We start from the raw sequence: 19,613 nt of genomic DNA, 5'->3' as shown, positions 1-19,613 counted from the left end.
ACGTTCAGCCGAGGTGCTTCACATGAATGATCCCGCCATGACTTCGTCGCTCAACGTCTCGCCGAGAGAACTGCGCGACTTCGCCGGCCATTTTGCGACAGGCGTGGCTGTCGTCACCACTGCCCATCCCGACGGTGCGCTGCATGGCGTGACGCTCAACGCGGTGACCTCGCTCTCGCTGGATCCGCCGCTGTTCCTCGTCTGCCTCAACCACAATTCCAACACGCTGGCGGCGTTGCTCGCCAGCCGCCATTTCGGGCTGCATTTCCTGTCGCGTGAGCAGACCGAGATCTCGCAGGTCTTCGCGTCCAAGCGGGACGACAAGTTCGCGAATGTCTCTTTCCGACAAGGCCGGCGCGGCAGTCCGCTCATCGAGGGCGTGGTTGCGGCTGCCGAATGCAGCCTGTCTGATGTGTGCTCGGGCGGAGACCACGCCATCATTATCGGCGCGGTCGACAACATCCATGTCTTTGGCGGAGAACCGCTGCTCTATCACCGTGGCAACTACGCCGCCCTCAAAAGCGAGAGGATGGTTGCGTGAGCAAAGCACGATCTGCCTTACCCAAGCCGCTGGCCGGACTCCGCGTCCTGGAGTTTGCCCAGATTGCCGCGGGTCCCTTCACGGGCTGTCTTCTCGCGGACCTCGGCGCGGACGTTGTCAAGATTGAGCGGCCCGATGGTGGTGACGGCATGCGGGGATGGCCTCCGCTGCATCGTGGTGAGAACCATGCCGACCCATTCAGCGGCAACTTCACCTCGGTGAACCGCAACAAGCGCTCGATCGCGCTCGACATCAAGAACGAGTCGGATCTGGAGCGCCTTTATGCTCTGATTGAAAATGCGGACGTGTTCATCGAGAACTTTCGCCCCGGAGTCCTTGTCCGCGCCGGTCTCGGCTATGAGCAGGTCAAGTCGCGCAATCGGCGGCTGGTCTACTGCTCTATCACAGGCTACGGGCAGACCGGCCCCTATGCTCAGAAGGGCGCCTTCGATGTCACCGTCCAGGCCATGAGCGGGATGATGAGCGTCACGGGCGAGCCTGATGGACCACCAGTAAAATGCGGTGTGCCGGTTGGCGATTTTGCGACCGGTCTTTATGCCGCTTTCGTGATTCTCGCTGCAGTGATGCGTGCGCGCCAGACAGGCCAAGGCGCTCACATCGACTGTTCGATCCTCGGATCCTTGCTGGGCATCGCCGCACTGCAGACGAGCGAATATTTCGGCACCGGCGTCCCGCCATCCCGTCTTGGCTCGGCTCATCCGCGCAATGCGCCCTACGCGGGCTTCGATAGCGCGGACGGGCCGTTCACCATCGCAGCCGGCAATGACAAGCTGTGGCGCGACACTTGCGCGATTGTCGGCCGGCCGGATCTGCCGGACGACCCCCGCTTCATCACCCAGTCCCTGCGCGCCAGGAATCAGGACGAGCTCGCTGCCATCCTGCAGCCTATCTTCTCGACCCGGAGCGCGGCCGAGTGGATCGCAGACTTCGATGCCAAGGGCATCCCGTGCGCGCCGATAAACAATTTCGCGGAAATTCTCGCCGACCCGCATGTTCGCAAGATGGGCTGGGTTCAACCGATCACGATGCCGAACGGCGCAGGGACAGAAACTGTCGGGTTTCCAATCGGCATTTCCGATTTTGCATTCGAAATCACCCGCACGCCTCCGCAGCTTGGCGAGCACAGTGAAGAGGTCTTCGACGAATGGATACAACGCCGTTCAGCGCAGGTTCTGTGAGCAGAATCCCGGCCCTTGGCCGGGTGCCAAGTCTGATCAAGATCGATCGGCCGGAGAAAGCGAACGCGCTTGATGCCGCAACGGTCGCAAATCTGCACGAAGCAGTCCTCGCAACAATTGCCGAGGGCAGCTCTTTCGCGCTGGCAAGTGACGGGAAGGCCTTCTGCGGCGGTTTCGATTTTACTTGTATCGAGCAACAAAGCGCAGGCGATCTTCTGCTGCGTTTCGTACGGATCGAACTCCTTCTCCAGGCAGTCAGTTCCGCGCCTGTGGTCTCATTTGCGCTGCTCAACGGAGCCGCGTTCGGCGCTGGAGCGGACCTTGCCGCAGCCTGTGCCTATCGGATTGGAACGTCGCGGACGAAGTTCCGCTTTCCGGGCTTTCGCTTCGGCGTCGCGCTTGGCACAAGGCGGCTCGTGAACATCGTCGGAGCCGATGGAGCGCGGGCGATCCTGCTTGAAAACCGCACATTGTCGGCGGAAGAGGCTCTGGAGGCGGGTCTCCTGACGCATCTGGTAGACGAGTCGGAACTGCTTCCGACCGCCGAGCATCTGATGGCCCAGCATGAAGGGCTGTCCCACAACGCGGCTGCCGACTTGCTGCGCGTTACCCGCGTTGATACGAACAATGCCGATCTGGCTGATCTCATTCGATCACTCGCTCCAGAAGGACTACATGGGCGGATCGCCCGTTATCGGGCAGGTCATGGCCGGTTGGTTCGGTAGTCTCGCCGGCCGGATCCCGGGCCTCACTCTTTGCGTCCTGATCGCGCTGATCTCGATGGGCATCCAGCATCTGGAGGAGCGCGCCTTCGGACATCCGTACATCGAAGCCCTGGTAGCCGCGATCCTGCTTGGAATGGCAATCCGCACGGTCATCACGCCGTCGGAACGTTGGCGGAGTGGAATCGCGTTCAGCGCGAAGCAGCTCCTGGAGACTGCGGTGATGCTGCTTGGCTCGTCGATCAGTTTCGCCGCGATAGCAGCGTTCGGTCCGGTCATCATTGGCGCGATCCTCGCAACGGTATGCGCGACGTTAGCCGCGAGCTTTGGTGTGAGCCGGCTACTGGGTTTGCCAACCAAGCTGTCGATCTTGATCGCATGCGGCAATTCGATCTGCGGCAACTCCGCAATAGCAGCGGTCGCTCCGGTCATCGCTGCGGATGGCGACGATATCGCATCCTCCATTTCGTTCACGGCCGTTCTTGGTGTGCTGATGGTGTTGGGTCTTCCGTTGCTTATTCCGCTGTTGCAGTTGTCCGCGACGCAATACGGAATTCTGGCCGGTCTGACAGTTTACGCGGTTCCCCAGGTTCTTGCGGCCACAGTGCCGGCCGGGCTGGTCAGCACCCAGATCGGCACGCTGGTCAAGCTGGTCCGCGTGCTGATGCTCGGACCACTGGTCGTCGTCATATCGCTGTTCGCGCCTCGTTTGCGCGGAGACGCCGGAAGCGGACGCATCAAATCCATCGGCCCGCTCAAGCTGGTCCCGTGGTTCATCATTGGCTTTCTTGTCATGGCGGCGCTGCGATCGTTTCAGGTCATCCCGGATGGTGTTGTCGCGCCAGTCACCAAGCTTGCGACCGTGCTGACCGTCATCTCGATGGCTGCGCTTGGCCTGGGAGTCGACATTCGCGTACTCTCCAATGTTGGCGGACGCGTCAGTGCGGCCGTGATCCTGTCGCTCGCTCTGCTCCTGCTGATAAGTATTGGTCTGGTGCGCTTCCTGAGGTGAGACCTCAGGAAGCGATGCAAGATCGAGCGGCGCTTCGCGCCGACCCGATGGCTCGCAAGGACAATGTGGTTGCTTTGGGTGCGACAAAACAACCCGACGGGCAAATCACCAAAAGTCTGTCCAGCCCTCGCGCAAAAAACATTCCACTTCCGTCGTCGGGCAAATCAGCACTATGACTCCCGCGTCTCACCCAGATGAGGGGCGGCTCGCGATCGTCACGAACGTTGCGGTGAGATGCGGTGGACGTGTTGCGTGCGACTGACGAGCGCATGTAACGCGGACGGCGAAGTCGTGTGGTTCTGGCGCCCCGACGCTGGCGCTAAGTTTTTTGCGCGAAGAAGTTCGCGCGAGAGGCGACGGTGGCAAGAAAGCCCGGTCACCGGGAAGAGCACGAAGTAAGCCGTAAAACCATCGCGCAGGGAAAGCCGGTGTTGCTCCGGTTGACCTGTGGTCCTACCCCCGTGCTTTTTGTTGCACGGGGCCCACGGGTGCAACCGGCACCCGGCTTTCCCTGCGCCCTCTGATATCGAGGAGGGCGAAACGAGACGCAAAGCTCGGGCAATCCATGCCGCGAGAATGCCGACTCACATCCTCTCCCCACGCTCCACCGTCATGCCCGCGAAGGCGGGCATCCAGTATCCGGCGGCCTCTCAACTTAAGCCGAGACGTCTCTGGAATACTGGATCGTCCGCCTTCGCGGACGATGACAGCGGAAAGCTGTTTGACAGTTGAATCAGAAGTCTCAGCCGGTCGCCGCGTGCTTCTTTGCCTTCGGCTTGCCGGGCTTCGGTTGCGGCGCAGGCACGTCAACGCGCTCGATCGACGACAAGCGGCCGGAGGTGAACGTGTAGAGACCGGCACGCGGGCCGTGCGTATACGTGATGACCGCGACGCGATCGCCGCGCGCATTGTTGGAGAGGCTGACATTGTCGGGCGCGCCGATGCCGCGCACCACATCGCACTCGGTATGTCCGAGCGCGACCGATCCAACGTTCTGCGGCGGTGGCGCGCCGGTTGCGCCGTCAGCGAGCGCATTGGCATTCGCAGGTCCCGCCGGCGCCATCCCAGGGCAACCGCCATCGGCGCTGACCATGTCTTCGGCAGTGACCGGCTTGGTCGGCGTCAGCGGCGGCGTCTCGATCGAAATGTTGCGGATGAACACCCGGCCCGAGCGCGAGAACCACTCGGCATCCTTCGAGAAAATCTCCGAGCCCCCGAAAATGGACGAGCCCCCGGAGCAGCCGGCGAGGACCGGCGCAAGCAGAAGCAGGGCCACCAGCGGTTTCCGAATCAGTGTTCCGTCTCGCACGATCGATTGGGCTCCCGTCTCTACCCTCTTGTCCCGTCGCGCCTTTTCGCGCGAAGCGATCCCCAAGCGTCACGCGCGCCGCGCGCTTTCACCGTAAAACCTTTGTCCGAACATCCCTTTGCGGCATGACCGTGGCTGGGCGCCGACTCCGGGCCACAAAGTGCAAATTATCATTAATTTCGCAACTTTCTATTGCCGGCGCTGCCAGCGGCCGCGCTCGTCGGTCTGCCAATAGGTCACGTCGAATCCCCTCGCCTTGCAGGCGGTCCAGCTCTCGCGCGCCGCCGCCACGGCCTCGGCATCGTCGCCGTTGAACACCAGCACCACCCGCGCGTAGCTGTCGCAGTCTTCCGGCAGCGCCGCGTTGTCGACCAGGAAGCGGACATTGGCGCGATTCGGATTGCCGTCATCGATTGCGAGGATGATCGGCTGGTCCGATGCATCGGCGACACGCCAGGTGGCGTGCGGCAGGAAGGAATCGTCGCTGTAGGTCCACAGATGCGCGTCGAGCGCTTCGGCCCGCTCCAGCGAAGTCGATTGCACCACCACGCGCCAGCCGCGCTCCAGCGATTTCTCGAGCAGCGGCGGCAACACGCTCTCCAGCGACATGCTCTGCAGATGATAGAACAGGACCTCGGTCATATCAGGCTATTTCTTCGTCTCGTAATAGTCCGCGACCAGGCGTTCCAGCAGGCGAACGCCGTAGCCCGAGCCCCAACTCTGGTTGGTGTCGGTCTTCGGCGCGCCCATCGCGGTTCCCGCGATATCGAGATGCGCCCAGGGCGTGCCGTCGACGAAGCGTTGCAGGAACTGCGCGGCGGTGACCGAGCCGCCGTGGCGGCCGCCGGTATTCTTCATGTCGGCGAACTGCGAATCGATCAGCTTGTCATATTCGGGACCGAGCGGCATGCGCCACACCCGCTCGCCGGTCTCCTGCCCGACCTTGATGAGCCGATCGGCCAGTTCGTCATTATTGGAGAACAGGCCGGCATGCTCGGTGCCGAGCGCGACCATGATCGCGCCGGTCAGCGTCGCAAGGTCGACCATGAACTTCGGCTTGAACTTCTTGGCCACGTACCAGAGCACGTCGGCGAGCACGAGGCGGCCTTCGGCGTCGGTGTTGATGATCTCGATGGTCTGGCCCGACATCGACTTGACGATATCGCCGGGACGCTGCGCGTTGCCGTCGGGCATGTTTTCGACGAGGCCGATGGCGCCGACCGCGTTGACCTTGGCTTTGCGTGCGGCCAGCGCGTGCATCAGCCCGACCACGCAGGCTGCGCCGCCCATGTCGCCTTTCATGTCCTCCATGCTTCCGGCCGGCTTGATCGAGATGCCGCCGGTGTCGAAGCAGACGCCCTTGCCGACGAAGGCTACCGGCTGCTCGCTCTTCTTGCCGCCGTTCCAGCGCATGATCACGACGCGGCCCGGCCGCGCCGAGCCCTGCGCGACGCCGAGCAGCGCGCCCATGCCGAGCTTGGTCATCGCCTTGACGTCCAGCACCTCGACGTCGACGCCGATCTTGCGCAATTGGCTGGCGCGGCGCGCGAACTCCTCGGGATAGAGTACGTTCGGCGGCTCGTTCACGAGGTCGCGCGCGATCACGACGCCCTCGACAATGGAGGCGTCAGGCGCAAACGTCTTCCTGGTAGCGGCGACATCGTCAGTTGCGATCGAGACGTCGGCGCGCACCTGGTCGTTCTCGCCGTCCTTCTTCTTGGTCTTGTAGCGATCGAACTTGTAGGCCCGGAGCCGAATACCAGAGGCGATGGCGGCCGCCTGCTCCGGCTTCATCGCGCCCTCAGGCGTCTCGGCGATCACGGTGACCGTATCGGTCGCCGCGTTCAGCTTGCCGGCCGCGACACCACCGAACCTGAGAAAATCCTTCTCCTTCAGCGCCGACGTCTTGCCGGTTCCGACGACGATCAGACGCTCGGCTTTGATTCCCTCAGGCGCCAGGATGTCGAGAGCGGCGCCGCTCTTGCCCTTGAACTGGTTGGCCGCCGCCGCCCGCTTCACGGTTTCCGCCGCCTTCCCGAGCGCCTTCTCGGTCGCCGCGCCGACCTTCAGTGCCTCGTCGCAAAACACCACCATCACGCCCCGGACGGGCGCGGAAAACGGGACAAAGCCGACCTTAACGGCGTCGGACATAGGAAAATCCTCCAGAATCAGGGCTGTCGCGGGCGGGATCCGCTGGCGTGGCTAGTAGGTGTGATGTTGGCTCGCGGCTGTCCAGATTTGGTCAGCCCCGAGGTTCAGCAACACTATGGCCTGCCAGCCGCCGCACTGCCAAGCGCGGCGTGGCCGGAAGGCCACAAAGGGGAATAATTAACCATATGGAAAGAGTGCCTTGGCCCAGCCATTTTGTTGACGGATCAAAGGGATGGTAATGAGAGATTGACGGCTGGACGGATAAGCGGCACGGCCAAAGGGGAGCCCTTCAACGGGATTGGCCGGGAAGCCGCGTGTTTTGGCGCGCCAGGTGGGACTTGCGGTATCGATGGGGTCGATTGACAGGTATATTTTCCGCACGACGCTCGCGTCGTTTGCGGTAGTCCTGGTCAGCCTCACCGGCGTGATCTGGATTACCCAAGCGCTGCGCGGCATCGACCTGATGACCAGCCAGGGTCAGACCATCATCACCTTCCTCGGCATCACTGGCCTCGTGATTCCGGCGCTCGTCCTGATCATCGCGCCGATTGCGCTGATGATCGCGGTCTCGCACACGCTGAACAAGCTCGCGACCGATTCCGAGATCATCGTGATGAACGCCGCGGGCTTTTCGCCATTCCGGCTGTTCCGCCCATTCTTCTATGCCACCTGCGTCGTAGCCGCGATGGTCGCCTTCATCGGTGCCTATCTCGCCCCGGACGGCATGCGGCGGATCAAGCAATGGGACGCCGAGATCACCGCCGACGTACTCACCAACATCCTGCAGCCCGGCCGCTTCGCCCAGCTCGACCAGAACCTGACGATTCGGATTCGTGAGCGGCTGCCGGGCGGCGTCCTCGGCGGCATCTTCGTCGACGATCGCCGCGATCCCAAGGAGCGCGTCACGATCATCGCCGACCGTGGCACGGTGCTGAAGAACGAGAACGGTTCGTATCTGGTCCTGGAGGACGGCAATCTCGAGCGATTCGAAGCCGGCAAGCGCGACCCGGCCCTCGTCGCCTTCGGCCGCTACGCGTTCGACATGTCGAAATTCTCCAACCAGCGCGACGTCACATTGGGGATTCGCGAGCGATATCTGTGGGAATTGATCTGGCCTGCGGCTGATGATCCGACCTTTGATCAACTGTCCGGCCAGTTCCGCGCCGAGTTGCACGATCGCTTCATGGCGCCGATCTATCCGTTCGCGTTTGCCGCACTCACATTTGCCTTCCTGGGCGCGCCGCGGACGACGCGCCAGAGTCGCAATTTCTCGATCGGCGGTTCGGTGCTCGCCGTGCTCGGCCTGCGCATGGCCGGATTTGCCTGCTCGGTGATGGCGGTGAAATCCTCGCTTGCCGTCGGCGCACAGTACCTGATGCTGCTCGGCGGCATCGGCGTCGGGCTCTGGATGATCATCGGCGGCGTGGTGGTGGAGCCACCCGCCGGATTGATCGAGGCCATCAACAAGTCGAATGCGCGGCTCGCGCGCCTCTTTGGGAGGCCGGCAACCGCATGAGCATGGTCACCAATACGCTCGGGCGCTATTTCGCCGGCCGCTTCGTGATCTCGGCCGTCGGCGTGTTCGTCGGCATTTTCGTGCTGCTGGTCCTGGTCGACTACATCGAGATGGTGCGCAAGACCTCCGGGCTGGTCACGGCCTCTGCGATCACGGTCGCCGAGACCTCGCTGTTTCGCGTGCCGCAGTTGCTCGAAAAGCTGATGCCGTTCTGCGTGCTGATCGGGGCCATGACCTGCTATCTCGCGCTGTCACGCCGGCTCGAACTCGTGGTCGCGCGCGCCGCCGGCGTTTCGGCCTGGCAGTTCATCGCACCCGCGCTGGCGAGCGCGATCGTGCTGGGGATCGCGGCGACCACCGCTTACAATCCGATGTCGGCAAATCTGCGCGAGCTCTCCAAGCAGATGGAGGCGGAGCTGTTCGGCTCGGCGCCCGGCGGCGGCATCCAGGACGCCTCCGGCTTCTGGCTCAACCAGGTCAACAGCGAAGGCCAGTCGATCATCAACGCCGCCCGCAGCGAGCAGCAGGGCGAGCGCCTGACCGGGCTGACCGTTTTCCGATTCGATACCGGGCTGCAGTTCAAGGAGCGAATCGAAGCCCGCGAAGCCTCCCTTGAAGAAGGCCGCTGGGTGTTCAAAGGGGTACGCCGATACTCTCTCGACAAGCCTTCAGTCGACCAGGACACCTTCTACCTGGCCACAACGCTGACGCCGGCCCAGGTCCGTAACAGCTTTTCCACTCCAGAAACTGTGTCGTTTTGGCAACTACCGAGCTACATCCGTTCGTCGGAGAGCTCGGGCTTCGCGACCGCCGGCTACCGGCTGCAGTACCACAAGCTCATTGCACAGCCGTTTTTGCTGGCTGCAATGGTGCTTTTGGCTGCTTCGGTGAGCTTGCGCTTCTTCCGGTTCGGCGGCGTGCAAAAGATGGTTTTGAGTGGCGTGGGTGCGGGCTTTCTGCTCTACGTGCTCTCGAAAGTAACTGAGGATTTGAGCAAGGCTGAGTTGATGCATCCCATCGCTGCGGCGTGGCTGCCTGTGTGCGTAGGCGGCCTCACCGGTTTCTTGGCCTTGCTGTATCAGGAGGACGGGTAGTGGCCGTTGTCGCCGCCCGCCAGTTGGAGTCGCTTGCGTTCAGGCGGCGCAGTCTCGTGCGCCGTCTTCGAACCCGCTTGGCCGGCTTCCTGCTAACCCTGACCGCCGGATTCATTCTTACGGGGACGATCGGCGTTGGCCTGACGACGCCTGCTGCCGCGCAAAGCTTCACCTACAATCCGCGGCCGCCGAAGCCGACGCCGGCCCCGCCACGCAACGACGGGCAGATGCTCGTGCAGGCGACCGAAGTCGATTACGACTACAACAATCAGCGCGTCTCCGCGGTCGGCAACGTGCAGATGTTCTACAACGGCACCAGCGTCGAGGCTGACAAGGTCATCTACGACCAGAAGACCAAGCGCCTCCATGCGGAGGGCAACATCCGCTTCACGGATGCGCAGGGCAAGATCACCTACGCCAACATCATGGATCTCAGCGACGACTACCGGGACGGTTTCGTCGATTCGCTGCGCGTCGACACCGAGGATCAGACGCGCATGGCGGCGACCCGCGCCGATCGCTCCGCCGGCAACTACACGGTGTTCGAGAATGGCGTCTATACGGCCTGCGCGCCGTGTAAAGACGACCCGAAGAAACCGCCGCTATGGCAGGTCAAGGGCGCTCGCATCATCCATAACCAGACCGAGAAGATGCTCTATTTCGAGAACGCCCAGCTCGAATTCTTCGGCGTTCCGATGGCGTATATGCCCTATTTCTCGACGCCGGACCCGACCGTGAAGCGCAAGAGCGGCTTCCTGATGCCGGGCATCAGCCAGGCGTCGACCTATGGTTACGCCGTCGAGGTCCCCTACTATTTTGCGCTCGCGCCAGACTATGACGCGACGTTCAACCCGCGCTTCACCTCGCGTCAGGGCGTCTTGTTGCAGGGCGAATTCCGCCAGCGCTTGTTGGACGGCTCCTACTCGATCCGCGCTTACGGCATCGACCAGCTCGACCCCGGCGCCTTCGCCGGCCAGCCGGGCGACCGCCAGTTCCGAGGCGGCATCGATACCCATGGCCAATTCGCGATCAACGACAAATGGGTCTGGGGCTGGGACGGCGTGCTCCTGTCCGACTACTTCTTCATGTCGGACTATCGCCTCGCCCAGTATCGAGACCCGTTCGCAGCATTCCTGAGCCTGCCGACCGAAGCGATTTCGCAGCTCTATCTGACCGGCGTCGGCAATCGCAGCTTCTTCGATGCGCGCACGATCTATTACCTGAGCTTCTCCGGCAACCAGGGCCAGGTGCCGGTGATCCATCCGGTGATCGACTATAACAACGTGATCAACAGCCCGATCTTCGGCGGCGAGTTCAGCTACAAGATGAACTTCACCAGCCTGACGCGCGACCAGGCGGTCTTCGACCCGATCACGACGCTCGCCAATACCGCCGGCCTGTGCCTCACGGCATCCGCCGATCCGCTCGCCCGGCTACCCTCGCAATGCCTGTTGCGCGGCTTCCCCGGCACCTACACGCGCCTGACGGCCGAAGCTCAATGGCGGCGATCGTACACCGACCCGCTCGGCCAGATCTGGACGCCGTTCGCGATCCTTCGCGCCGACGCGATCGATGCCTCGGTCTCGAACCAGCCGGGCGTCTCGAACTTCCTTCCGGTCGGCGATACGCAGGCGCTGCGCCTGATGCCGACCGTCGGCCTCGAATATCGCTACCCGTTCATCAACGTCCAGCCGTGGGGCACCACCACGCTCGAGCCGATCGCACAGGTCATCATCCGCCCGAACGAGACCTACGCCGGCAAGCTGCCGAACGAGGACGCGCAGAGCCTGGTGTTCGACACCAGCAACCTGTTCTCCGTCGACAAGTTCTCCGGCTACGACCGTGTCGAGGGCGGCGGCCGCGCCAATGTCGGCGTGCAGGCGACCACGCAGTTCGATCGAGGCGGTGCCGTCAAGGTGCTGTTCGGACAGTCCTACCAGCTATTCGGCCTGAACTCGTTCGCAGTCGCCGACGCCACCAACACCGGCCTCGATTCCGGCCTGCAGAACCCCCGTTCCGACTATGTCGGCAGCGTCAGCTATTCGCCCAACCGGACCTACACGTTCAGCGTCCGCTCGCGAATGGACGAGGCGACCTGGAACATCAACCGCTTCGAGGCCGAGGGACGCGCAAACTTCGACCGCTGGGCAGTCAGCCTGCTCTACGGCAACTACGCGGCGCAACCGGAACTCGGCTATCTCACTCGTCGCGAAGGCATCCTGACCAGCGCCTCGGTCAAGGTCGCGTCGAACTGGGTGGTATCTGGCTCGGCGCGTTGGGACCTTGAAGCGAACAAGATCAACCAGTACGTCATCGGCGCCGGCTATGTGGACGACTGCTTCGTGCTGGCCGCGAACTATATCACGTCCTACACCTACTCTGCCGGCACGACGCCGCCGGTCCTCAGCCACGCGTTCATGCTGCAAATCGGGCTGCGGACCATCGCGAACTCGACCACGTCGTCGAGCAGCGCAAGCGGCTATCAGTAGAGCGTGATCCGCACCTCCGAAATTCGGTGCGAATTGGTTGATATGGCTGATATGACCATATGGCTGAGATGACCATGACGACCTTGCCCAATCGCCTTTCGGCCCTCGCCCCCGCGTGCGCCATTGCGCTTGCGCTGATGTTCTGCGGCACTTCGCCGCTGAAAGCGCAGACCGTGGCCGTCATGGTCAATGGCGAGCCGATCACCAACTACGACATCGAGCAGCGCAGCAAGCTGAACTTCCTGACCACGCACAAGCAGGCGAACCGGCAGGAAGTGATCGAGGAACTGATCGACGAAAAGGTGAAGATCAAGGAAGCCAAGAAGTTCGGCGTCGACCCCTCCTCCTCCGACATCGATCAATCCTATGCCGCAATGAGCGCGCGAATGCGGATCTCGCCGGAGCAACTGACGAAGTCGCTGGAGAGCCAGGGCATCCGCGCAGACACGCTGAAGTCCCGCATCAGGGCCGACATGGTTTGGACCAGCCTGGTCCGCGGCCGCTACAAGGAAAGCCTCCAGGTCGGCGAGAAGGATGTCGCCGCCGCCGCGCAGGAAGGCGGCGAGAAGACCGAGGTCGAAGCTTTCGAATACAAGATGCAGCCCATTGTGCTGATCGTGCCGCGCGGCTCGACGCCTGCACTGATCGAAGCGCGCAAGAAGGAAGCCGAGGGGCTGCGCGAGCGCATCACGAGCTGCGACGAAGCCAACTCCTATTTCAAGACCATACCGAACGCCGCGATCCGCGACACCGTGACCAAGACGACGGCCGACCTGCCGCCGCCCATTCGCGAGGTACTCGACAAGACGCCGATCGGCCACCTGACTCCGCCGGAGATCACCAAACAGGGCGTGGAGATGGTCGTGCTGTGCGGCCGCAAGACGACGATGATCGACTCGCCGAAGAAGAAGGAAATCCGCGAGAAGATGTACGCCCAGAAGTACGAGGCGAAATCGAAATCCTACCTGCAGGAAGTCCGCAAAGCGGCCATGATCGAATATCGCTGATGATGTCGAAGCCCCTTGCGCTGACATCCGGCGAACCCGCAGGCATCGGCCCCGACATTGCGCTTGCCGCGTGGCTGCGGCGTGATGAACTGAAGCTTCCGCCCTTCTATCTGCTCGGCGACCGCGATTTCCTCGCCGACCGCGCTCGCCGTCTTGGCCTCGCAGTCGAGCTTGCCGATGCCTGCCCCGAGGAGGCACTCACGACGTTTGCGCGAGCCTTGCCCGTCGTTCCGGCCGGCAAACCAGCAACAGCACGGCCCGGCACGCCGGATGCGACCAGCGCGGATGCCGCGCTATCCTCGATCCGACGCGCGGTCGCCGACGTCATGGCCGGCAAGGCCGCTGCCGTCGTCACCAACCCGATCGCCAAGAACGTGCTCTATCGCGCCGGCTTCGGTCACCCCGGCCATACCGAATTCCTCGCCGAGCTCGCGGCCAAAGACGGGGTCGCGCCGCAGCCTGTGATGATGCTGTGGTCGCCTGAGCTCGCCGTCGTGCCCGTGACGATCCACCTTTCGCTGCGCGAAGCGCTCGTATTGCTCACGACCGACTTGATCGTCTCGACGGCGCGCATCGTGGTGGCCGACATGAAAGCGCGTTTCGGGCTTGCCCGTCCGCGTCTCGCGGTGTCGGGCCTCAATCCGCATGCCGGCGAAGACGGTACGCTCGGCGCCGAAGATATCGAGATCGTGGCGCCGGCCGTCGAAATCCTGCGCGGCGACGGCATCGACGTCCGTGGACCGCTGCCGGCGGATACACTGTTCCACAAGGCTGCGCGCGCCACCTATGACTGCGCGATATGCATGTATCACGATCAGGCACTGATCCCGATCAAGACCATCGCTTTCGAGGACGCGGTCAATGTCACGCTGGGCCTGCCGTTCATCCGGACCTCGCCGGATCATGGCACCGCATTCGACATCGCCGGCACCGGCCGCGCCAATCCGTCGAGCCTGATCGCGGCGCTGCGGCTGGCCGCAAGGATGGCCGCGACGAAGCCTGAATGAGCGCGATCGACGATCTGCCGCCGCTGCGCGACATCATTCGCGAACACTCCTTGTCGGCGCGCAAGTCGCTGGGACAGAATTTCCTGCTCGACCTCAATCTCACCGCGCGGATCGCCCGCGCCGCAGGTCCGCTCGAGGACTCTACCGTGATCGAGGTCGGCCCCGGCCCAGGCGGATTGACCCGGGCACTGCTCGCGCTCGGCGCAAAACGCGTAATCGCCATCGAGCGCGACGAACGGGCGCTGGTTGCGCTCGATTACATCGTCAAGCGATACCCGGGACGGCTCGAGATCGTGCATGCCGACGCGCAGCATTTCGATCCCCGTCCCCTGCTCGATGGCGGCAAGGCAAAGATCGTCGCCAACCTGCCCTACAACATCGCGACCCAGCTTCTGGTCGACTGGCTCTCGATCGAACCCTGGCCACCCTGGTACGACACGATGGTGCTGATGTTCCAGCGCGAGGTCGCCGAGCGGATCGTCGCGCAGGAGAACAGCGAGGCCTATGGCCGGCTTGCCGTGCTCGCCAACTGGCGCGCCGAGACAAAGATCCTGTTCGACATTTCGCCGGCAGCCTTCGTGCCGCAGCCGAAGGTCACCTCGTCGCTGGTACGATTGATACCACGCGCCACCCCCGAGCCCTGCGACCGTCGTGCGCTGGAACAAGTGGCCGCTGCAGCCTTCGGCCAGCGCCGCAAGATGCTGCGCCAAAGCCTGAAGTCACTTGCGGTCGACCCGGCCCAGCTCGCTGCGGCCGCACATATCGATACCACCCGCCGCGCCGAAACTGTTCCCATCTCCGGCTTTGTTGCCATGGCCCGTGAATTGGCCAATATACGAAACACAACATCGAACGTTGCCTAAGGAGTGAACGCCATGGCGCAAATGGTACGCCAGTCCCTCGTCAAATTTGATGCGCCGTTGTGCGAGACCATCATCGAGACGCCGAAGCCGCAAGGACGCGAAGTGCTGGTCCGCATCGAGCGTTGCGGGCTCTGCCATTCCGACCTGCACATCCAGGATGGCTATGCCGATCTCGGCGGCGGCAAGAAGCTCGATACCACACGCGGCATGACGCTGCCCTTCACGCTCGGCCACGAAATTGCGGGTGTGGTGGACGAAGTCGGTCCCGACGTTCCGGCTGGCCTGATCGGCAAGAAGAAAGCCGTCTTTCCATGGATCGGCTGCGGTCAGTGCCGCGACTGCCTGAACGGCGATGAGAACCTCTGCGTCAAGCAGCGTTTCCTCGGCGTCTCCATCGATGGCGGCTTCGCCACCCACGTGCTCGTACCCGACGCAAAATACCTGCTCGACTACGATCCGCTGCCGGTCAATCAGGCGGCGACGCTGATGTGCTCGGGCGTCACCGCCTACGGCGCGCTGAAACGATTGGTGGACCGCCCTCGGCAGCGCAACCTGCTGCTGATCGGGCTCGGCGGCGTCGGCATGATGGGGCTCTCGTTCGCGCAGGCGATGTTCAAGCAACCGATCGCGGTCGCCGACCTCAGCCCGGCCGCGCGTGAGACCGCGCTGCAGAACGGCGCTTCCGTCGCCTACGACCCGGCCGAGCCCGACGTCGTCAAGCGTATCCTGAAAGAGACGGAAGGCGGATTTGACGAAGTCGTCGATTTCGCCGGGAACGAGAAGTCCATGGCGTTCGCAGTCTCCGTGCTGGCGCGCGGCGGCAAGGTCGTGGTCTCCGGCCTGATGGGCGGCAATTTCAACCTGCCGATGGTACAATGGGTCTACAAGCGGATGACCATCGAGGGCTTCATGGTGGGAACGCTGGCCGAGGGCCAGGAATTGATGGCCCTCGCGCGTGCCGGCAAGATCAAGCCGACACCGATGCGGGAAGAGCCGATGGCCGACGTCCAGAAGTGGATCGACCAGTTGCGCGCCGGCAAGGTCGTCGGACGCATCGTGCTGAAGAACTAAGTGACCTGCCTCACTCTGCCAAAGTGCTGACGCTTTTCGGCCGACCCGCTCGCTGCTAGTGTATCCCGGCGTCACGGGAGCACGGGGGATGCGCGGGGCTATCAACGGCTTGGCGTTTGCGGCGCTGATCGGCTTGCTGACGCTAGTCGTAGCCGGTCCCGCCGCGGCCGAAAAGCGCATCGCGCTGGTGATCGGCAATTCGGCCTACCAGAACGTCACCCGGCTCGACAATCCGCGCAATGACGCGAAGCTGATGGCCGATACGCTCGCCAGCCTCGGCTTCACGCTGATCGGCGGCCGCGCCCAGCTCGATCTCGACAAGACGGCGATGGACGTTGCGGTGCAGAATTTCGGCCGGCAGGTCCAGGGCGCCGACGTCGCGCTGTTCTATTACGCCGGCCACGGCGTCCAGGTCTCCGGCTCGAACTATCTGGTGCCGGTCGGTGCCAATCCGTCGCGCGAAGCCGATGTCGACTTCCAGATGACGGATGTGAACCTGGTGCTGCGGCAGATGCAGGGCTCAGGCACGCGGCTCAACATGGTGATCCTGGATGCCTGCCGGAACAACCCGTTTGGCGCGCGCGGATTGCGCGCGGCCGATGGCGGACTGGCGCAGATGCGCGCGCCGGAAGGTACGTTGATCTCCTATGCGACGCAGCCCGGCAACGTCGCCCAGGACGGCAGCGACGGCCACAGCCCCTATACGAGGGCACTCGCGACCACGATCAAGCAGGCTGGGCTCGACATCTTCCAGACCTTCAACCAGGTCGGCCTTGCCGTGAAGCGCGCAACCGGCGGCTCGCAGCAGCCCTGGGTCTCCTCGTCGCCGATCGACGGCACTTTCTATTTCGTTCCTCCGAGCGCGCCCACATCGCCGCAGGTCGCCGTGGCCGCGCCGCCGGAGCAGCCTGTCGCCGGCACGCTGCGGCCTGATCCCGACCGCGTGCCGATCAAGGACGTCGCACTCCTGCGAGAGCTGAGCGACCGCCTCTACGAGCACAATTTCGATCCGGAGCCGCTCGACAGCAAGAACGGCATGCGGCTTGCGATCAGCAAGTTCCAGGAGAAGAGCAACATGACGCCGACGGGCGAAGCCACCGAAGGAGTCCTGATCCGGCTGCGCAAGCTCGACGACCTGAAGCCCTGGGGCTCGATCGTCTATGGGCCCGACAGCGACAAATGGGGCATGTCCTGGAATCATAATTCGCGCCGTGCTGCGGTCGACGATGCACGCTCCAATTGCGGAGCCGCCAAATGTCCGATCGAACTGAGCTTCTACGGAGCGCGCTGCGGCGCGTTCGCGATCTCCGGAAAGTCGTGGTCGCTGGTGCAGCGAGACAGCGTCGAGCGCGCGCGGGATGCCGCGCTTGACGAGTGCGGCAAGGGTGGCAAAGCTTGTCGCATTATTGGTGCGATCTGTGCCGACGGTTCGGGCCGCTAGACTTAAGATTTTGGATTAAGTGCTTATGTCAAATACTGTTCAAGGCTCGCTCCGAGCCGCCCTCCTCGCTGCGCTGATTTCAATTGCCGCTAGCGGCGCGGCGCTTGCGCAATCCGGCAGCGCCGGCGGCAGCATCGGCAATGACGAAAAATCCCTCTCCGGTTCACGCGAAGCGCCGCGCTCGGTTGAATCCGATCGACCGCCCAGGCGCAGCAGACCAGACGCCGACGAGCCGCGTCGCGCCTCGCGCAAGAGCGGTGGCGGCGGTGGCAGCAATTTCGATGGCGCGTGGGTGGTCGTCGCGGTCGGCTGTGGCGGCAGCAGCACGACGGCTGTCGTCGTGACCAGCGGCAAGATCATCGGCGAGGGCCTCACCGGAACCATCAGTCCCAGCGGCGCCAGCAGGTCCGTCGGTAATTACAACGGTATCACCGTCATCAGTACCGGCCATGCGTCCGGCCGTAGCGGCTCCGGAACGTTCAGACGATCCGATGGCTGTTCGGGAAGGTGGACGTCATCGAAACAGTGAGACAACCGTCCCGATAATCCCAGGCTGCGGGCGCACTTTTGAGATTTTGGATTAAGGGCCTTATGCAGAACGTCATTCAACGCGCGCTTCGAACGATCCTCGTTTCGGTTTTGGTTTCCGCTGGCACCGGCGCCGGGTATGCCCAGTCCGGCAGCGCCGGCGGCAGCATCGGCAATGACGAGAAATCGCTGTCCGGATCGCGCGAGGCACCGCGCACGGTCGAATCCGATCGCCCCGCACGACGCAGCAAGCCCGAGAGCGAGGAGTCTCGCCGCGCCTCGCGCAAGAGCGGTGGCGAAGGAGGAGGCGGCGGCGGCTTCGACGGGGCGTGGGTCGTGGTCAGCGTCGGCACCACCTGCTCCGGCGGCAGCACCACGGCGGTGGTTGTCTCAAGCGGCAAGATCATCGGTCAGGGCGTCAGCGGCCGCGTCAGTCCAAGCGGCGCGGTGAGCGCTGTCGGCAATGCCAACGGGATCACAGTGATCAGCACCGGCCGCATCTCGGCCCGTTCCGGGTCAGGGAGCTTTCGGCAGTCCGACGGCTGCGTCGGTCGCTGGACCGCCTCGAAGCAATAACGAGATCCAGGCCCCCCTCTGCAGCCCCGATTTACCGCAATTGAGGCGGCCGGCGAGCCTCAATTAAGCCCTACCCGTTCCGGATTTGCGGCGCATTGCCACCCAACTTCCTACCGAGAGTTAGGGGTTAAGGGGTAGCCGCTGTTATCGGGGAAGTAGATGTCAAAGCGTACCGCGCAATTCATTTCAGCACTTGTCGCCACCATGCTGGCGGGCGCCAGCTTCACTGCCAGCGCGGAGAACGCCACCGAGAATGCCGATAGCGCCAAGGCCGCCGACACTTGCCTGTCGGCTCCAAAGGGAACCGCACCCGCAGGAAGCCATTGGTATTATCGCCTTGAACGCTCCAGCAAGCGCAAGTGCTGGTATGTGCGCGAAGAGAACAACAAGGCGGCGAAGGCCGCGCCCGTACAGCAGGAATCTCCGCCGCCGGCCGAAGCCGCCAACCCGCCGCAGCCAGCCGCCAGCATCAGCCCATCGGTCGCGGATGCGCGCGCCGAACTAACCTCAGCCCAGGCGGGCACAGGACAGAAGCCGGCCTCCGCGCTCGACAGCGCGCCGTCCAACGTCGGCGCACCCGGTTCCGGCTCGCTCGTCTCTGCGCGCTGGCTTGACCAGTCGAGCATGGCCTCATCCGGCACCAAGCTCGCTGCCAACGATACGGCTGCGAGCCCGCCGGAAGAGCCCCAGGCAGAGCCGCAACCCGCGCCGCCGCCGGCGCCCGCCGCGACCGCGCATGCGACGGGTGACAAGCAATCGACCTCGACACAGACGCTGTTGTTCATCATGGCAGGCACGCTTGCGCTCGCGGGCCTGGTCGGCGGCCTCATCTTCCGGCTCAACCGCGCAAGCGCACCGCCCTACGAAGTCGAGAACGAATGGCGTGCGCCCTGGGATCGCGACCACGCTGAGCGCGCCCCGCAGTTGGCCGCCGAGCAGCACAAGGAGATCCCGCCGCGGCCGGTCGAACCGCCGCGCCCGCGTCGCGTCGAGGTCGCGCAGCCGGAGCCTTCGTTTGAAGATACGCAGCGGCAGATCAAGGAAATGCTGGCACGTCTGGCGAAAAGCGCGACGGCCTGAACGGAGA

18 protein-coding genes are annotated in these 19,613 nt (G+C 63.6%); 15 read left to right on the top strand and 3 right to left on the bottom strand.

Translation table 11 applies throughout. The annotated features are described in order from the left end of the window. Positions 1–22: 22 nt before the first annotated feature. The 4 genes from ACVJGD_RS04985 to ACVJGD_RS04970 are packed head-to-tail and all read left to right on the top strand — an operon-like array spanning position 23 to position 3,474. Entirely contained in the window at positions 23–541 is a 519-nt protein-coding gene (locus tag ACVJGD_RS04985; RefSeq protein WP_456633312.1) for a flavin reductase family protein, read from the top strand. Further along, positions 538–1,740: a CaiB/BaiF CoA transferase family protein gene (locus ACVJGD_RS04980; protein WP_456640174.1), complete on the top strand. Its 1,203-nt coding sequence runs from the start codon at positions 538–540 to the stop codon at positions 1,738–1,740. Before ACVJGD_RS04985 ends, ACVJGD_RS04980 begins: the two co-directional genes overlap by 4 nt. Beyond that, complete coding sequence (locus tag ACVJGD_RS04975) at positions 1,707–2,465, top strand: enoyl-CoA hydratase/isomerase family protein (RefSeq protein ID WP_456633311.1); 759 nt, start codon at positions 1,707–1,709, stop codon at positions 2,463–2,465. The genes ACVJGD_RS04980 and ACVJGD_RS04975 overlap by 34 nt, the downstream gene beginning before the upstream one ends. After that, on the top strand, positions 2,416–3,474 hold the full coding sequence (locus ACVJGD_RS04970) for a YeiH family protein (RefSeq protein WP_456640173.1): 1,059 nt from the start codon (positions 2,416–2,418) through the stop codon (positions 3,472–3,474). Before ACVJGD_RS04975 ends, ACVJGD_RS04970 begins: the two co-directional genes overlap by 50 nt. A 742-nt stretch (positions 3,475–4,216) precedes the next feature. Here the strand turns inward: ACVJGD_RS04970 and ACVJGD_RS04965 are convergent. The 3 genes from ACVJGD_RS04965 to ACVJGD_RS04955 form a co-directional block, all read right to left on the bottom strand. Continuing rightward, complete coding sequence (locus ACVJGD_RS04965; protein ID WP_456633310.1) at positions 4,217–4,750, bottom strand: hypothetical protein; 534 nt, start codon at positions 4,748–4,750, stop codon at positions 4,217–4,219. Positions 4,751–4,972: 222 nt separating this feature from the next. Beyond that, complete coding sequence (locus tag ACVJGD_RS04960) at positions 4,973–5,425, bottom strand: DNA polymerase III subunit chi (protein WP_456633309.1); 453 nt, start codon at positions 5,423–5,425, stop codon at positions 4,973–4,975. Between the two features lie 6 nt (positions 5,426–5,431). Next, complete coding sequence (locus ACVJGD_RS04955) at positions 5,432–6,934, bottom strand: leucyl aminopeptidase (RefSeq protein ID WP_456633308.1); 1,503 nt, start codon at positions 6,932–6,934, stop codon at positions 5,432–5,434. 349 nt (positions 6,935–7,283) lie between these two features. Here ACVJGD_RS04955 and lptF point away from each other — a divergent pair, with 349 nt between their 5' ends. The 11 genes from lptF to ACVJGD_RS04900 all read left to right on the top strand — a co-directional run bounded on the left by lptF (position 7,284) and on the right by ACVJGD_RS04900 (position 19,606). Beyond that, a complete protein-coding gene (lptF, locus tag ACVJGD_RS04950) occupies positions 7,284–8,450 on the top strand; it encodes an LPS export ABC transporter permease LptF (protein WP_456633307.1) in 1,167 nt (388 codons plus the stop codon). After that, on the top strand, positions 8,447–9,544 hold the full coding sequence (gene lptG, locus ACVJGD_RS04945) for an LPS export ABC transporter permease LptG (RefSeq protein ID WP_456633306.1): 1,098 nt from the start codon (positions 8,447–8,449) through the stop codon (positions 9,542–9,544). The genes lptF and lptG overlap by 4 nt, the downstream gene beginning before the upstream one ends. Positions 9,545–9,633: 89 nt before the next feature. Then, positions 9,634–12,033: an LPS-assembly protein LptD gene (locus ACVJGD_RS04940; protein ID WP_456640172.1), complete on the top strand. Its 2,400-nt coding sequence runs from the start codon at positions 9,634–9,636 to the stop codon at positions 12,031–12,033. 68 nt (positions 12,034–12,101) lie between these two features. Then, positions 12,102–13,040, top strand: coding sequence for a SurA N-terminal domain-containing protein (locus ACVJGD_RS04935; RefSeq protein ID WP_456640171.1), 939 nt, complete (start codon positions 12,102–12,104; stop codon positions 13,038–13,040). 2 nt (positions 13,041–13,042) lie between these two features. After that, the gene (gene pdxA / locus ACVJGD_RS04930) at positions 13,043–14,047 is read left to right on the top strand and encodes a 4-hydroxythreonine-4-phosphate dehydrogenase PdxA (protein ID WP_456640170.1); all 1,005 of its coding nucleotides are present in this window, start codon (positions 13,043–13,045) and stop codon (positions 14,045–14,047) included. Continuing rightward, entirely contained in the window at positions 14,044–14,910 is an 867-nt protein-coding gene (gene rsmA, locus ACVJGD_RS04925; RefSeq protein ID WP_456633305.1) for a 16S rRNA (adenine(1518)-N(6)/adenine(1519)-N(6))-dimethyltransferase RsmA, read from the top strand. The genes pdxA and rsmA overlap by 4 nt, the downstream gene beginning before the upstream one ends. Positions 14,911–14,922: 12 nt before the next feature. Continuing rightward, positions 14,923–15,981, top strand: a complete 1,059-nt coding sequence (locus tag ACVJGD_RS04920) for an alcohol dehydrogenase (protein WP_456633304.1) — start codon at positions 14,923–14,925, stop codon at positions 15,979–15,981. Between the two features lie 88 nt (positions 15,982–16,069). Beyond that, on the top strand, positions 16,070–17,422 hold the full coding sequence (locus ACVJGD_RS04915; protein WP_456633303.1) for a caspase family protein: 1,353 nt from the start codon (positions 16,070–16,072) through the stop codon (positions 17,420–17,422). Positions 17,423–17,447: 25 nt separating this feature from the next. Next, complete coding sequence (locus ACVJGD_RS04910) at positions 17,448–17,951, top strand: hypothetical protein (protein WP_456633302.1); 504 nt, start codon at positions 17,448–17,450, stop codon at positions 17,949–17,951. Between the two features lie 62 nt (positions 17,952–18,013). Next, complete coding sequence (locus ACVJGD_RS04905) at positions 18,014–18,526, top strand: hypothetical protein (protein ID WP_456633301.1); 513 nt, start codon at positions 18,014–18,016, stop codon at positions 18,524–18,526. Between the two features lie 159 nt (positions 18,527–18,685). Continuing rightward, positions 18,686–19,606, top strand: a complete 921-nt coding sequence (locus ACVJGD_RS04900) for a hypothetical protein (RefSeq protein ID WP_456633300.1) — start codon at positions 18,686–18,688, stop codon at positions 19,604–19,606. The last annotated feature ends 7 nt before the right edge of the window (positions 19,607–19,613 follow it).

The organism is Bradyrhizobium sp. USDA 10063, assembly GCF_054063735.1.
The sequence above is the reverse complement of the archived record's forward strand: the minus strand, read 5'-3'. Positions and strand labels throughout refer to the sequence as shown.

Bases quoted from the DNA above. Each gene is read 5' to 3' on its own strand.
- lptG (WP_456633306.1), top strand. From the start codon at position 8,447: ATGAGCATGGTCACCAATACGCTCGGGCGCTATTTCGCCGGCCGCTTC.
- ACVJGD_RS04955 (WP_456633308.1), bottom strand. From the start codon at position 6,934: ATGTCCGACGCCGTTAAGGTCGGCTTTGTCCCGTTTTCCGCGCCCGTC.
- ACVJGD_RS04985 (WP_456633312.1), top strand. From the start codon at position 23: ATGAATGATCCCGCCATGACTTCGTCGCTCAACGTCTCGCCGAGAGAA.
- ACVJGD_RS04935 (WP_456640171.1), top strand. From the start codon at position 12,102: ATGACCATGACGACCTTGCCCAATCGCCTTTCGGCCCTCGCCCCCGCG.
- ACVJGD_RS04970 (WP_456640173.1), top strand. From the start codon at position 2,416: ATGGGCGGATCGCCCGTTATCGGGCAGGTCATGGCCGGTTGGTTCGGT.
- pdxA (WP_456640170.1), top strand. From the start codon at position 13,043: ATGTCGAAGCCCCTTGCGCTGACATCCGGCGAACCCGCAGGCATCGGC.
- ACVJGD_RS04905 (WP_456633301.1), top strand. From the start codon at position 18,014: ATGCAGAACGTCATTCAACGCGCGCTTCGAACGATCCTCGTTTCGGTT.
- ACVJGD_RS04915 (WP_456633303.1), top strand. From the start codon at position 16,070: ATGCGCGGGGCTATCAACGGCTTGGCGTTTGCGGCGCTGATCGGCTTG.
- rsmA (WP_456633305.1), top strand. From the start codon at position 14,044: ATGAGCGCGATCGACGATCTGCCGCCGCTGCGCGACATCATTCGCGAA.
- ACVJGD_RS04900 (WP_456633300.1), top strand. From the start codon at position 18,686: ATGTCAAAGCGTACCGCGCAATTCATTTCAGCACTTGTCGCCACCATG.
- ACVJGD_RS04910 (WP_456633302.1), top strand. From the start codon at position 17,448: ATGTCAAATACTGTTCAAGGCTCGCTCCGAGCCGCCCTCCTCGCTGCG.
- ACVJGD_RS04975 (WP_456633311.1), top strand. From the start codon at position 1,707: ATGGATACAACGCCGTTCAGCGCAGGTTCTGTGAGCAGAATCCCGGCC.
- ACVJGD_RS04960 (WP_456633309.1), bottom strand. From the start codon at position 5,425: ATGACCGAGGTCCTGTTCTATCATCTGCAGAGCATGTCGCTGGAGAGC.
- ACVJGD_RS04920 (WP_456633304.1), top strand. From the start codon at position 14,923: ATGGCGCAAATGGTACGCCAGTCCCTCGTCAAATTTGATGCGCCGTTG.
- lptF (WP_456633307.1), top strand. From the start codon at position 7,284: ATGGGGTCGATTGACAGGTATATTTTCCGCACGACGCTCGCGTCGTTT.